Source organism: Pseudomonas sp. GW821-FHT01A09 (assembly GCF_058986725.1).
In genome coordinates this window covers 439,290-453,669 of record NZ_JBYSWB010000001.1, presented here as the reverse complement: position 1 = coordinate 453,669, position 14,380 = coordinate 439,290, and the positions used below count along the sequence as shown (strand labels likewise).

Genomic DNA, 14,380 nt, shown 5'->3' with positions numbered 1-14,380 from the left:
CAGGGTGCTGGCTCAGTGGCCCAGCATGGCGCGCACCTTGTCGCGCAACTGGTCAATGGAAAAGGGCTTGCCCAGCACCTCGGTCCCGGGCGGATTCTGCACCGATTCGGCGTAGCCGCTGGCGATCAGCACGGGCAGGCCGGCACGCAATTCCAGCGCCTCGCGCGCTAGCTGGATACCATCACCGTCGGGCAAGCCGACATCGGTCATCATCAGTTGCAGCGGCTGAGCGGTATCGTTCAGCGCTTTCAGGGCACCGGCCTTGTCTTCAGCTTCCAGCACTTGGTACTCGAGGTCTTCGAGTACATCGACGATCAACATGCGCACGATGGCGTCATCTTCGACGACGAGGATAGTGACGGGTTTAGCTTCGGACATTGAAAGGCTTTCCTGAAAACGGATGATCGGCGATGAGGGCAGGTTGCCACCCTCGCTCACTATGAGTACGTGGCGGAGCCCGACAAGTTCCCTTACCCACGTAAAAACTCCATGCCGTAGCGCCGCTTCTGGGCTGGCGCTTGGCCATTCCACTGCGTTGGGAAGGGGAAAGCCTATCCGAAAACGTGATTTTCGTAAGAATTTTCTTATGTTGGCGTAGGAAACTTAGAACTTTTGGATGGTTTTACGGCAGAATCCCAGCCTTGAATCTTTCCCCGCCCAGGCCAAGGACATGACCAAAAACTCCTCTATCGACGAACAAGGCTTCCGCAAGGTTCTGCAACGCAACATCAGCCTGCCGCTGGGTGTCGGCGTGCTGAGCGTGGTGGTGTTCATTGTCATCCTGATGTATCTGATCTCGGTCATGCGTTGGGTCGATCACACCGATCGGGTCATCAACAACGCCAACGAAGTGGCACGCCTGTCGGTCGACATGGAGACCGGCATGCGCGGCTACCTGCTGACCGGGGATACCCAGTATCTGGAACCCTATGAAGTGGCGCGGCCGCGGATCACTGCGCAGCTCAAAGCCTTGCAGGAGCTGGTGTCCGACAACCCGTCCCAGGTCGATCGGCTCACCCGCGTGCTGGCGCTGCAGGAGGAATGGAACGAGCTTTCCAGGACCCTCATCGAAGTGCGCAAGGCCGATGGCGACTTCCGCAACGCCGTCACCAAGGGGCAGGGCAAGCGCCTGGCCGATGAAGTGCGGCGCGAATACGACGCCTTCATTGCCGCCGAACAGCAACTGCGCGTCGCGCGATCCGAAGCGGTGAGCGACACGGTGACCTTGTCGATCTCCGGCTACCTGATCTTCGTCGTGGTCCTCAGCGCGCTGCTGGCCTGGTTCGGGCGCCGTGATCTGCTTGGCCTGTCGACCCAATACGGCGACAACCTCGAAGCCGTCAGCACCAGCGCCGAACGCCTGCAAGGTCAGGCCTGGCTGCGTACCGGGCAGACGCAACTGGCCGAACAGGTCATCGGTCAGCTCAGCGTGCACCTGTTGGGGCGCAACATCCTGCAGTTTTTCGCCGGATACCTCGGCGCAGTGGTCGGCGCCGTCTATATGCGCGACGAACAAGGTGCATTGCACCGCGTGGCCAGCTACGGGTTCAGCGCCGAGCAGGAAAACGCCGAGCAGACCTTGCTGCCGGGCGAGGGCGTGACCGGGCAAGTGGCCCAGCAGGCTCGCGTGCAACGCCTGGATAACTTGCCCGGTGATTACTTCAAGGTCGCCTCCGGGCTGGGCGATGGCGCGCCGCGCAGCGTGCTGGTGATGCCGGCGCGCAACGACGATGGCGTCAACGGCGTGGTCGAGCTGGGTTTCCTGCGTGAACTCAGCGACCGCGATGTCGAGTTCCTCGAGCTGGTGGGCAACAACGTCGGTACATCTATTGAAGCGGCCCGTTATCGCCAGCGCCTGCAGGAAGTCCTGGCCGAAACCCAACAACTCAACGAAGAGTTGCAGGTCCAGCAGGAAGAGCTGAAAACCGCCAACGAAGAACTCGAAGAGCAGTCCCGCGTACTCAAGGAGTCCCAGGCCCATCTGGAGACCCAGCAGGCTGAACTCGAGCAGACCAACGAGCAACTGGCCGAGCGTACCGACGCCCTGGCGGATCAGCGCGATGCCCTGGACCTCAAGAATGCCGAGCTCAATCAGGCGCAGATCCAGCTCGAAGAACGCGCCGAAGAGTTGCAGCGCTCCAGCAAGTACAAGTCCGAATTCCTTGCCAATATGTCCCACGAGCTACGTACGCCGCTCAACAGCACGCTGATCCTCGCCAAACTGCTGGCCGAGAACGCCGAACAGACCCTCACCGCCGAGCAGGTCAAGTTCGCCGAATCCATCTATTCGGCCGGCAACGATCTGCTGCACCTGATCAACGACATTCTGGACATCTCCAAGGTCGAAGCCGGCAAGCTTGAAGTCCGTCCGGAAAACACCCGGGTCAGCGGGCTGGCCGACAGCCTGCGCACCCTGTTCACGCCGCTGGCCGCCGACAAGGGCCTGGGGTTCAGCATCAGCATCAGCGACGATGCCCCGACTACCCTGTACACCGACCGCCAACGGGTCGAGCAGATCCTCAAGAATCTGCTGTCCAACGCCTTCAAGTTCACCGAGCTGGGCAGCGTCAGCGTGAACGTCAACCGACAGCCTGGCGAAGGCATCGCCTTCCATGTGCGCGATTCCGGTATCGGCATTGCCGCCGACCAGCAGCAAGGCATCTTCGAGGCTTTCCGTCAGGCCGACGGCACCACCAACCGTCGTTATGGCGGTACTGGCCTGGGGTTGTCGATTTCCCGCGACCTGGCAGCGTTGCTGGGCGGATACATCAGTGTCACCAGCGCCTTGGGGCAGGGCAGTACCTTTACCTTGGTGCTGCCGGAGCAGTTCGATGCCTCGCCGCGCCCGGAAAGCGCAGCCACCACCCTGCAGGCGACCACCTTCTCCACCAGCGCGCTGATCGAAACGCCACCGGTGGCGCCGCTCGAACCGCCAGTGGTGCGCGCGCCGCCGTTCGCCGACGACCGCGAATTGGGTCCGTTCAGCAAGCGTTGCATCCTGGTGGTGGAGGACGAGCCGAACTTCGCGCGCATCCTCTTCGATCTGGCCCACGAGCTGGACTACCACTGCCTGGTGGCTCATGCCGCCGATGAAGGCTTCGACCTCGCGGCGCAGTTCATTCCCGACGCCGTGCTCCTGGACATGCGCCTGCCCGATCATTCCGGGCTCACCGTGCTGCAGCGCCTCAAGGAACTGCCGGCCACGCGGCATATCCCCGTGCACGTCATCTCGGTGGAAGATCGCGTCGAAGCCGCCATGCACATGGGCGCCGTCGGTTACGCGGTCAAGCCTACCAGCCGCGAGGCGCTCAAGGAGGTCTTCGGCAAGCTGGAGGCCAAGCTCACGCAAAAGCTCAAGCGCATTCTGCTGGTCGAGGACGACGACCTGCAGCGCGACAGCATTGCCCGCTTGATCGGTGACGACGACATCGAGATCACGGCGGTCGGTTACGCCCAGGAGGCGCTGGACCTGCTGCACGCCAATGTCTACGACTGCATGATCATCGACCTCAAGCTGCCCGACATGCTCGGCAACGACCTGCTCAAACGCATGTCTACCGAAGAAATCAAGGCCTTCCCGCCGGTGATCGTCTACACCGGGCGCAATCTGACCCGTGAAGAAGAGGCCGAGCTGCTCAAGTATTCGCGCTCGATCATCATCAAGGGGGCGCGCTCCCCCGAGCGTCTGCTCGATGAAGTCACACTCTTTCTGCACAAAGTCGAATCCCAGCTGTCCACTGAACGGCAGAAGATGTTGAAGACCGCTCGCAGCCGCGACAAGGTATTCGAGGGACGCAAGATCCTCGTGGTCGACGACGATGTGCGCAACATCTTTGCCCTGACCAGCGCCCTGGAACACAAGGGCGCGCTGGTGGAGATCGGTCGCAATGGCCTGGAGGCCATCGAACGGCTCAACGCAGTGGGTGATATCGACCTGGTACTGATGGACGTGATGATGCCGGAAATGGACGGCTTCGAAGCTACCCGGGAAATTCGCAAGGATCCGCGCTGGCGCAAGCTGCCGATCATCGCCGTGACCGCCAAGGCCATGAAGGATGATCAGGAGCGCTGCCTGCAGGCGGGTGCGAACGACTACCTGGCCAAGCCAATCGAGCTGGACCGGTTGTTCTCGTTGATTCGTGTGTGGCTGCCGCAACTGGAGCGTATTTGAGAGTGCAACAGAACACCGACATCGAGATTCGGCTGTTGATCGAGGCGATCTACCTCAAATACAGCTACGATTTTCGCGATTACGCTGGGGCATCGATCAAACGTCGAGTCCAGCATGCCTTGACGCAACTGGAGTGCAAGACGGTTTCGGCGTTGCAGGAGCGCGTCATTCACGATCCGACCGCGTTCATGCAATTGCTGCAGTACCTGACGATTCCGGTCAGCGAGATGTTCCGTGACCCCGACCACTTCCTGGCGATCCGCCGTGAAGTGGTGCCGCTGCTGCGTACCTATCCGTCGATCAAGGTGTGGATCGCCGGCTGCAGCACGGGCGAGGAGGTGTACTCCATGGCCATCCTGCTGCGTGAAGAAGGGTTGCTGGAACGTACGATCATCTACGCCACCGACATCAATCCGACGTCGCTGGAGAAGGCCAAGAAGGGCGTTTATTCGATGGAAGCGATGCGCATCTATGGTGAAAGCTACCAGCGCGCCGGCGGCAAGCGCGATTTCAGCGACTATTACACCGCCGCCTATGGCCACGCGATCATGGATGGCAGCCTGCGCGAGAATGTGACCTTCGCCGATCACAGCCTGGCCACCGACAGCGTGTTCTCGGAGACGCAACTGGTGTCGTGCCGCAACGTATTGATCTACTTCAACAAGGGCCTGCAAGAGCGGGCTTTCGGACTGTTCCATGAGTCGTTGTGCCATCGCGGCTTCATGGTGCTGGGCAGCAAGGAAACGGTGGATTTTTCCGCGTACAGCGGCAAATTCGAAGCCTTGGTCAAACAAGAACGGATCTACCGCAAGAAATGAACCGCTACGCAGCGATCGTCGTGGGGGCTTCCGCCGGTGGCGTAGAGGCGCTGTTGCAAGTGTTTTCCCTATTGCCCAAGGCGTTCGATATTCCCATCCTGGCGGTGCTGCATCTGCCCGACGAGCGCCGCAGCCAGTTGTCCGAGGTATTTGCCATGCGGCTGGGCCGTGATGTACGTGAAGCCATTGACAAGTCAGCGATCGAGCCCGGGGTGATCTATTTCGCCGGGCCAAGCTATCACCTGTCAGTGGAGCGAGATTTCACCCTGTCACTGAGCCAGGAGGAACGGGTGCATTTTTCCCGTCCGGCCATCGATATCCTGTTCGACTCCGCCGCCGATGCCTATGGGCCCGGCCTGGTGGGGGTATTGATGACCGGTGCCAACGAGGATGGCGCACAAGGGTTGGCAGCGATCAAGCGCCATGGCGGCCTGACCATCGTTCAGGACCCAGCCGAGGCGCGGATGGCGATCATGCCGCTGGCGGCGCTGAAGTTGCAGCAGCCCGACCATATTCTTTCATTGAACGGCATAGGCTCTTTGCTCGCCAAGCTGGAACGAAGTACATGCTAAGTCACCTCCAGGCAAAATTGCTGATCGTCGATGATCTGCCGGAAAACCTGCTGGCCCTCGAGGCCCTGATCCAGCGCGAAGATCGCGCGGTGTACAAGGCGCTGTCGGCCGATGCCGCGCTGTCCTTGCTGTTGCAACACGAATTCGCCTTGGCCATCCTCGATGTGCAGATGCCCGGCATGAACGGTTTCGAGCTCGCCGAGCTGATGCGCAGTACCGAAAAGACCAAGCACATTCCGATCGTGTTCGTCAGCGCCGCCGGGCGCGAAATGAACTACGCCTTCAAGGGCTACGAAAGCGGCGCGGTGGATTTCCTCCACAAGCCGCTGGACATGCAGGCGGTCAAGAGCAAGGTCAGCGTCTTCGTCGATCTGTATCGCCAGCGCAAGGCGCTCAAGGAGCAACTCGACGCCCTGGAACGCGCACGGCAGGAGCAGGAAGTGCTGCTGCGGCGTCTGCAGGTCACCCAGAGCGAGCTGGAGCACGCGGTGCGCATGCGCGATGACTTCATGTCGATCGTGTCTCACGAAGTGCGTACGCCGTTGAACGGCCTCATTCTCGAGACGCAATTGCGCAAGCTGCATTTGGCCAAGGACAACTTCGAGGCCTTTGCGCCGGACAAGCTGCGGGCCATGGTCGACCGTGACGAGCGGCAGATCCTCAGCCTGATCCGACTGATCGAGGACATGCTCGATGTCTCGCGCATCCGCACTGGCAAGCTGTCGATCCGGCCGACGCGTTTCAATCTGACGCAGATGGTCGCCAATGTGGTGGAGCGCTTCGAGCCCCAGGCGGCCGCCATCGGCACCCACATCAGCTTCGCAGGCGACAAGGCGGTGGTGGGGATCTGGGATGAATTTCGCATTGAACAAGTGGTGGTCAACCTGTTGTCCAACGCCCTGCGGTATGGCGGCAAGACCCCGATCGAGGTGCGCGTCCTCGCTTCGGGCAACAACGCCCGTATCGAAGTGCAGGACCACGGCATCGGCATCAGCGCGGAAAACCAGGCGCGGATCTTCCAGCAGTTCGAGCGCGTGTCGGCCAAGCATGCGGTCGCGGGATTGGGCCTGGGGCTGTTCATTTCCGAGCAGATCGTCACTGCTCACAGCGGTACCATCAGCGTCCACAGTGCGGTGGGCGAGGGCGCGATGTTCCGCGTCACGCTGCCGCTCGGCGAATCTTGCAACCCGGACGCAACCTCTGCCACGACCCATGGTCGTATTGGCAGCTAGACCGACCTGAATAGGCTTTCCATGAGTGAAGATGCGCAAGACGTTGTCCTGATCGTCGAGGACGAACCGAATATTCTGATGATCCTCGCCACCTACCTGGCGGGCGAGGGTTACCGGGTGCTGCAGGCCGAAAACGCCGAACAGGCCTTCGAGATTCTGGCCACCAAGCCCCACCTGGATCTGATGATCACCGATTATCGGCTGCCCGGCGGGGTTTCCGGGGTAATGATCGCTGAGCCGGCGGTGAAGCTGCGCCCGGAGTTGAAAGTGATCTTCATCAGTGGTTACCCGCAAGAGATTGCCGAGTCGGGCAGCCCTATCGCCAAGAAGGCGCCGATTCTGGCCAAGCCGTTCGATCTCGATACGCTCAAGCGACTGGTGGACAAGCAGCTCGCCTGACCACCGCCCTGCGCGCAGCCCCCCTCAGCCGATCATCTCGTGAACCTTGGCGGTCAGCAGGTCGAACGGGAAGGGCTTGGTGATCATCTGCATGTCGGTGCCGAGAAATCCATCGCGCACCGCCGCATGCTCGGCATAGCCGGTAATGAACAGAACCTTCAGGCCCGGACGGTGATGGCGGCCGACCTCGGCCAGTTGACGGCCGTTCATGCCCGGCAGGCCGACATCGCTGATCAACAGATCGATGCGCGCATCGGAGCTGAAGATCGGCTGGGCACTGTCGGCATCAATGGCCACCAGGCAGTGATAGCCTTGCTCCTCAAGCACTGAACACACCAGTTGGCGCACCGCCGGATCATCCTCGACGATCAACACCGATTCGCCACTGCGCGCTTTCGGCGCTCGCTCGCGTGGCACTGGGGTGCTGGCCACTGGACCCTGCTGACCACGGGGCAGGAACAGGCTGACCGTGGTGCCTTTACCCAAGGCGCTGTCGATGCTGACGTGCCCCATGGACTGCTTGCAGAAACCGTAGATCATCGACAGCCCCAGCCCGGAGCCCTGGCCGATCGGCTTGGTGGTGAAGAACGGATCGAAAGCGCGGTCGACCACGCTTTGCGGCATGCCGCCGCCATTGTCGGTGACGCTGAGCACCACATAGTCGCCCGCGCGCAGGTTGCCGGGCGTCGCGCAGGGCGTCGGCTCGATGCGCTGATTGCGCGTCTGGATGCGCAGCTTGCCACCGCAGGGCATGGCGTCGCGGGCATTGAGGACCAGATTGAGCAGGGCGCTTTCGACCTGATGGGCATCGGCCAGAGCGGTCCACAAGTGTTGCTCGCCGTCGATCGACAGCTCGATCGCCGGGGTCAGGCTGCGCGCCAGCAGATCGCTCATCTGCCCGACCAGCGCGTTGAGCGCCACGGGCTGCGCATCCAGCGATTGGCGCCGCGAAAACGCCAGCAGGCGATGGGTGAGATTGGCGGCGCGATGGGCCGAGCTGACGCCTTGTTCGATCAACTCGTCGAGGTCGTGGATGCGGCCTTTGGCGATGCGCCGGCGCATCATTTCCAGGCTGCCGATGATACCGGTGAGGATATTGTTGAAGTCGTGGGCGATGCCGCCAGTCAGCTGCCCGACCGCTTCCATCTTCTGCGCCTGACGCAACGCCTCTTCGCTGTCCCGCGCCTGTGCCGAACGCTGCTCGATCTGCAGTTCAAGCGCGGCGATGTGGCCCTGTAGCTGCTCGATCTGACGCCGAGCGCTATGCAGTTGCTGCTCTGAACTGGACAAAGGACAAGTCTCCGGAAAACTGCATTCTTATTGAATACGGACCTGCCGCGCAGAAGGGGGTTCAGTTGCTGTTGAGGCGCAACTGCGGGGTGGACGGACGGCGCTGCTTGCGACCTAGAGGCCTTGTTGCACCAGTGGATCGTCGGGGTTCTGTTGTTCGAGCTGGGCCAGTAGCACCTGGACGTTCTGCAGCTGGCCGGTTTCCTTCCAATAGTTGATCAGCAGCACGCGGGCGCGGCGATCCTGGGGGTGACGCTGAACGATTTCCTGCAGTTGCCGCTGCGCGGCGTCCACCTGTTCCATGGCGTGCAGGGTCAGGGCCAGGCTGTAGCGCAAGCTGCTGTTGTCCGGCGCCAGCTCGACCGCTCGGGTCAGGGCCAGCAGGGCGTATTCATCCTGCTTGTGATCCACCAGCCACAGCCCGAGCTCATGCTGCAACGCCGCAGACCGGGGGTACTGGCGCAGTTGCTCGGCGAGCCACTGGCGGGCGCCATCGGCGTTGCCTTGCTGATCGAGCGAGCGCACCTGCAGGGCGATGGCCTGGGCGTTGTCCGGCTGTTGCGCCAGCACCTGCTGCAGGCGTTTGCCGGCATTGGCGCGATCACCCTGGTGAATAAGGATTCGCACCAGCAACAGTTGCCGGGAAACATCGGCGAGTTGTTCGGCGCTGTCGCTGGACGACGGATGAGCGCTGTCCGCGGCGCCCGCTACCGCGCTGTCCGCCGCCAGCACCTGGCGGTATTGATCGAGAACCTTGTCCAGCGGGCCGAAATACAGGCCGACGTCATCCGGCGACAAGTCCAGCATGGCGGTGGCAGCGGCATAGCGCAGGCTGGCTTGCGGATCGTCGAGCAGCGGCCCGAGAATCAGACTGCGCTGGACCGCGGGTACCAGCCCGACGACGGCGTTGATGGCCGCCTGGCGCACCTCGGGATCGTCGTTGTGCAGATCGGCACGGGCCAGTTTCAGTGCCCGTGGCGAAGGGTAGTCGGCCAGCAGGCCATACAGCATCGCGCGTTGGCTCGGCAGCAGATCGTCGCGGCCCAGTTGCTGATACAGCACCCGTGCGGCGCCGGCTTCGCCATTGCGGGCCTGGCGCAGTGCCTTGCCGAAGGCCTCTTGCTGCACGGCGGGCTCCTGCAACGGGCCGCTATGACGCCAGACCACCACAGCGGCGGCCAGCACCAGCAAGGCGAGGCAGACGATCACTAAGCGTTGCAGCTTGAGCATGCACTATCCATGGAGAGGCGCGAAGCGCGAGTCGGCAAGCTTCGGCCAGTCCGCCTCCCGAGTCAATTACCCCTGTAGCCAAGCGCCTTCAGGTGACACGCAGGCTCACGCCGGCAAAGGGCCATTGGGCAGCATCGTGGCGATCAAGGCACGGATAGTGCCGGGCAGCGCGTCCAGTTCACGCACCAGAATGCTGCGTTCGCGGATCGCCCAGGGCTCGTCGAGCTGCACGGCACACAGGCGCATGGTGCGGCTGTGACGCAGGGCCGCCGATTCGGGAATGATGCCGATGCCTACGCCGGCTTCGATCATCCGGCAGATCGCCTCGAAGCTCGACATCTGGATACGCAGGTGCAGATGCTTGCCGAGCCGCTCGACGTGGTCGCGCAGGAACGTCAGCAAGGTACTGCCTTCGTGCAGGCCGATGTGCTGATAATCGAGGGTCTGCCCGAGGGTTACCGGGCCGATATCGGCCAGTGGATGCCCGACCGGCACCATCAGCACCAGGCGGTCGGTGCTGAAATGCATGACTTGCAGGCCGCTGGCTTCCACCGGCCCGGCGATGATGCCCATGTCCGAGGTGCCATCGAGCACGCCGCGCACGATATCGCGGGACAGCCGCTCCTGCAGGTCCACGGTGACGCCGGGGCGCTGAGCGAGGAAGCCGGCGAGGATCTCCGGGAGGAATTCGGTCACCGCCGTGGTGTTGGCGAAGATGCGGATATGCCCAGTGGAATCGCCGCCATGCTGGGCGAATTCGCTCTTGAGGTAATCGACCTGACGCATGATCAAGCGCGCGTGCTGCAGCAGGCGTTCGCCGGCCGGGGTCATCTCTACGCCACGGCTGTCGCGGTACAGCAGGCGGGTGTCGAGTTGCGCTTCCAGGGCCTTGATCCGTGCGCTGGCGGCGGCCGGCGAGAGAAACGCACGACGGGCGCCCTGGGTGAGGCTGGGGGATTCGGCGATATGGATGAACAGGCGCAGATCGGCAAGATCGAAGTGCATGGACGGTGTCCTGAGTGGCTGGGCATGCGCGGGCGGTGTTCAGCATAGCCGAACGCCGCCTTATTCAAATGCAAATTCTCAGAACGGCGCCCGGCCGCCATCATCCTTGCACAACGATAAAAGCATTCAGTGCAAAGGAGCAGCCCGCCCATGAGCGACCCCGATCTCTCCAGCTGGATAGGCCGTCAGGAAACCAGCCACGACCATTTCAGCGTCAACCTGCTCAAGCGTATCGCCGCGACCTTCGGTGAACCGGTACCCAATATCGGGGAGCCGTTGCCGCCGTTGTGGCAGTGGTGTTTCTTCCAGGAACCGGTACCTGAAACCGGCCTGGGCGCCGACGGTCATCCGGCCCGCGGCGGTTTCCTGCCCCCGGCCGACAATCACAATCGCATGTGGGCCGGCGGCCGGCTGGAGTTTTTCACCGCGCTCAAGGCCGGGGCCGACGCTACCCGCGTCTCGACCATCACCCATATCGAAGAAAAACACGGTCGCACCGGCGCCTTGCTGTTCGTAACGGTGCGCCACGACTATTTTCAACAGGACGTGCTGGCGATCCGCGAAGAGCAGGACATCGTCTACCGCGAGCCGACCCCGCCCAAGCGCGGCGCTGGCGAGCCAGTGCCTGGCGGCGAGTGGAACGAACGCATCGAACCGACACCCGTATTGCTGTTTCGCTACAGCGCGGTGACCTTCAACGGCCACCGCATCCATTACGACTATCCCTATGTGACCGAGGCCGAAGGCTACAGCGGCCTGGTGGTGCATGGTCCGATGATCGCCACCTTGAATCTGCGCGCGTTTATCCGCGCCAACCCTCGGGCCACCGTGCTGCGCTTCAGCTACCGCGGTGTGCGGCCACTGATCGCGCCGCAGGCGTTCCGCGTCGGCGGCCGTATCGAGGCCCCTGGCGTCGCCGAGCTGTGGGCCGGCAATGCCGAGGGTCTGGCGCAGAGCGCCCAGGTGCACTTCGAATAAAGCCAGGCATTGAAGTGCCTGCGGGTCTGTGCCCTTGGCGCCCCACCGAACTCCATGGAGATGAACGATGAACGACAACGACAAGGTTCCCGCCGGCCGTGCCGACAGCGAAGAGATGCAGGCCATCCGCGAAGGCGTGCGTGGCCTGTGCGCGGAATTCGACGCCGCCTACTGGCGCGGCATCGATGAGCGCAAGGGCTTTCCCGAAGCCTTCGTCAAGGCCCTGACCGATGCCGGCTGGCTGGCGGCGATGATCCCCGAGCAGTACGGCGGATCGGGGCTGGGCCTGGCAGAGGCCTCGGTCATCCTCGAAGAGGTCAACCGCTGCGGCGGCAACTCCGGCACCGTGCACGGGCAGATGTACAACATGTTCACCTTGCTGCGTCACGGCAGCGAGGCGCAGAAGCAGTACTACCTGCCCAGGCTGGCCAGCGGCGAATTGCGCCTGCAGTCCATGGGCGTGACCGAACCCAGCACCGGTACCGACACCACCAAGATCAAGACCACCGCCGTGCGCCAGGGCGACAAATATGTCATCAACGGCCAGAAGGTGTGGATCTCGCGGGTGCAGCATTCGGACCTGATGATCCTGCTGGCGCGCACCACGCCGTTGGCTGAAGTGAAGAAAAAGTCCGAAGGCATGTCGATCTTTCTGGTCGATCTGCGCGAAGCCATCGGCAACGGACTGACCGTGCAGCCCATCGCCAACATGGTCAATCACGAAACCAACGAGTTGTTCTTCGACAACCTCGAACTGCCCGCCGACAGCCTGATCGGTGAAGAGGGCAAGGGCTTCAGGTACATTCTCGACGGCCTGAATGCCGAACGCACGCTGATCGCCGCCGAATGCATCGGCGACGGCCGCTGGTTTATCGAGAAGGCCAGTGCCTACGCCCGTGATCGGGTGGTGTTCGGTCGGCCCATCGGCCAGAACCAGGGGGTGCAGTTCCCGATCGCCGAGGCCCATATCGAGATCGAGGCCGCCGACCTGATGCGCTGGCGCGCCTGTGACGAATACGACAGCGGCAAGAACGCCGGCGCCAGCGCCAACATGGCCAAGTACCTGGCGGCTAAGGCGTCGTGGGAGGCCGCCAACGCCTGTCTGCAGACCCACGGCGGCTTCGGCTTCGCCTGTGAATACGATGTCGAGCGTAAATTCCGCGAGACGCGCCTGTATCAGGTCGCGCCGATTTCCACCAACCTGATCCTGTCGTACGTGGCCGAGCACCTGCTCGAGCTGCCGCGCAGCTTTTAAGGAGGCGCCATGAGCCATACCCAAGCCCTGGTGCAGTTTCTGGCGGGATTGCGCTATGAAGACATTCCCGAACCGGTGCTGAGCCGCGCCGAGGACCTGTTCCTCGACTGGCTGGGCTCGGCATTGGCCAGTCAGGGTGCGCGCCCCATCCCGTTGTTCGAGGCCTATGCGCGAAAGATGGGGCCCACCGACGGCCCGGCGCAGATCCTGGTGAGCGGGCGGCGCAGCTCGGCGTATTTCGCCGCACTGGTCAACGGCGCGTCGTCTCATCTGGTGGAACAGGACGACCTGCACAACAGCTCGGTGCTGCACCCGGCGACTGTGGTGTTCCCCGCCGTCCTGGCAGCGGCTCAGGATCTGCGCAAAGGCGGCCAGGAATTGCTGCTGGCGGCGGTGGCCGGGTACGAGGCGGGCATTCGCATTGGCGAGTTTCTCGGCCGCTCGCACTACCGCATCTTTCATACCACCGCCACGGTGGGCACCCTGGCCGCGGCAGTGGCGGTGGGCAAGCTGATGAACTTCGATCCGGCGCAGTTCACCAACCTGCTCGGCAGCGCCGGCACCCAGGCCGCCGGACTGTGGGAGTTCCTGCGCGATGCCGCCGACTCCAAGCAGCTGCACACGGCCAAGGCCGCCGCAGACGGCTTGCTGGCGGCCTACCTGACCGCCGAAGGGCTGACCGGCGCGCATAACATCCTCGAGGGCGATCAAGGGCTGGCCGCGGGGATGTCCAGCGATGCCGACCCAAGCAAGCTGTCCGAGGGCCTGGGCACTCGCTGGGCACTGCCCGAGACCTCGTTCAAATTCCATGCCTCGTGCCGTCACACCCATCCCGCTGCCGATGCGCTGCTGGAGGTCATGCAGCGCGAAGGGTTGCGCGCTGGCGACATCGAGCAGGTGGAAACCCGCGTGCATCAGGGCGCCATCGATGTGCTGGGCCGGGTCACGGTGCCCCAGACCGTGCACCAGGCCAAGTTCTCGATGGGGACGGTGCTGGGCCTGATCGCGGTGCATGGCAAGGCCGGGCTGAGCGAATTCCACGAGCTGGCCCTGAGCGATGCCCAGGTGTCTGCCTTTCGCGACAAGGTCAGCATGAGCCTCGATGCCCATGTCGATGCGGCCTATCCGCAGCGCTGGCTGGGAAGGGTGCTGGTGACCACCGTCGATGGCCGCCAGTTGCATGGCGCCATCGACGAGCCCAAGGGCGACCCGGGCAACAGCCTCAGCCGCCCTGAGCTGGAAGACAAGTTCCGGCGCCTGGTGGCGTTCTCCGGCGCGCGTCAGCCAGCGCAGGCCCAAGTGCTGATCGAACGCGTGTGGAGCTTGCGTGACAGCCTGGACCTGAGCGAGCTGGTGTGACCCTCGCTCTTTGCCCTTTGCCAGGCCCTGCCGCCAATACTGAAACAGTCTGCCCGCGCCAGCGCGGGTTG

Annotated in this window: 11 protein-coding genes and 1 pseudogene; 8 read left to right on the top strand and 4 right to left on the bottom strand. The window is 63.0% G+C overall.

Going from position 1 to position 14,380, the window contains the following annotated elements:
- Positions 1 to 12 precede the first annotated feature (12 nt).
- Positions 13 to 378, bottom strand: a complete 366-nt coding sequence (locus AC3WJP_RS02000; RefSeq protein ID WP_493719547.1) for a response regulator — start codon at positions 376 to 378, stop codon at positions 13 to 15.
- Between the two features lie 292 nt (positions 379 to 670).
- Between AC3WJP_RS02000 and AC3WJP_RS01995 the strand changes: the two genes are divergently transcribed.
- The 5 genes from AC3WJP_RS01995 to AC3WJP_RS01975 are packed head-to-tail and all read left to right on the top strand — an operon-like array spanning position 671 to position 7,192.
- Positions 671 to 4,171, top strand: a complete 3,501-nt coding sequence (locus AC3WJP_RS01995; RefSeq protein WP_493719546.1) for a response regulator — start codon at positions 671 to 673, stop codon at positions 4,169 to 4,171.
- A 2-nt stretch (positions 4,172 to 4,173) separates the two neighbouring features.
- Positions 4,174 to 4,989, top strand: a complete 816-nt coding sequence (locus AC3WJP_RS01990; RefSeq protein WP_493719545.1) for a CheR family methyltransferase — start codon at positions 4,174 to 4,176, stop codon at positions 4,987 to 4,989.
- A complete protein-coding gene (locus tag AC3WJP_RS01985; protein ID WP_493719544.1) occupies positions 4,986 to 5,561 on the top strand; it encodes a chemotaxis protein CheB in 576 nt (191 codons plus the stop codon). Before AC3WJP_RS01990 ends, AC3WJP_RS01985 begins: the two co-directional genes overlap by 4 nt.
- Entirely contained in the window at positions 5,555 to 6,793 is a 1,239-nt protein-coding gene (locus AC3WJP_RS01980; RefSeq protein ID WP_493719543.1) for a hybrid sensor histidine kinase/response regulator, read from the top strand. Before AC3WJP_RS01985 ends, AC3WJP_RS01980 begins: the two co-directional genes overlap by 7 nt.
- A gap of 21 nt (positions 6,794 to 6,814) precedes the next feature.
- Positions 6,815 to 7,192 (top strand): response regulator, encoded by a 378-nt coding sequence (locus AC3WJP_RS01975; protein WP_493719542.1) that lies wholly within the window; start codon positions 6,815 to 6,817, stop codon positions 7,190 to 7,192.
- A gap of 24 nt (positions 7,193 to 7,216) precedes the next feature.
- Here the strand turns inward: AC3WJP_RS01975 and AC3WJP_RS01970 are convergent.
- From AC3WJP_RS01970 to AC3WJP_RS01960, 3 genes and pseudogenes are all read right to left on the bottom strand, one after another.
- Positions 7,217 to 8,434 (bottom strand): annotated as a pseudogene (locus AC3WJP_RS01970) (ATP-binding protein); the annotation flags it as partial.
- Between the two features lie 162 nt (positions 8,435 to 8,596).
- The gene (locus AC3WJP_RS01965; RefSeq protein WP_493719541.1) at positions 8,597 to 9,712 is read right to left on the bottom strand and encodes a HEAT repeat domain-containing protein; all 1,116 of its coding nucleotides are present in this window, start codon (positions 9,710 to 9,712) and stop codon (positions 8,597 to 8,599) included.
- Positions 9,713 to 9,817: 105 nt separating this feature from the next.
- Positions 9,818 to 10,717: a LysR family transcriptional regulator gene (locus AC3WJP_RS01960; RefSeq protein WP_493719540.1), complete on the bottom strand. Its 900-nt coding sequence runs from the start codon at positions 10,715 to 10,717 to the stop codon at positions 9,818 to 9,820.
- Between the two features lie 150 nt (positions 10,718 to 10,867).
- Between AC3WJP_RS01960 and AC3WJP_RS01955 the strand changes: the two genes are divergently transcribed.
- From AC3WJP_RS01955 to AC3WJP_RS01945, 3 genes are all read left to right on the top strand, one after another.
- Complete coding sequence (locus AC3WJP_RS01955) at positions 10,868 to 11,695, top strand: HTD2 family dehydratase (RefSeq protein WP_493719539.1); 828 nt, start codon at positions 10,868 to 10,870, stop codon at positions 11,693 to 11,695.
- A 67-nt stretch (positions 11,696 to 11,762) separates the two neighbouring features.
- Complete coding sequence (locus AC3WJP_RS01950) at positions 11,763 to 12,950, top strand: acyl-CoA dehydrogenase family protein (protein WP_493719538.1); 1,188 nt, start codon at positions 11,763 to 11,765, stop codon at positions 12,948 to 12,950.
- A 9-nt stretch (positions 12,951 to 12,959) separates the two neighbouring features.
- Positions 12,960 to 14,309, top strand: coding sequence for an MmgE/PrpD family protein (locus AC3WJP_RS01945; protein WP_493719537.1), 1,350 nt, complete (start codon positions 12,960 to 12,962; stop codon positions 14,307 to 14,309).
- Positions 14,310 to 14,380: the final 71 nt, after the last annotated feature.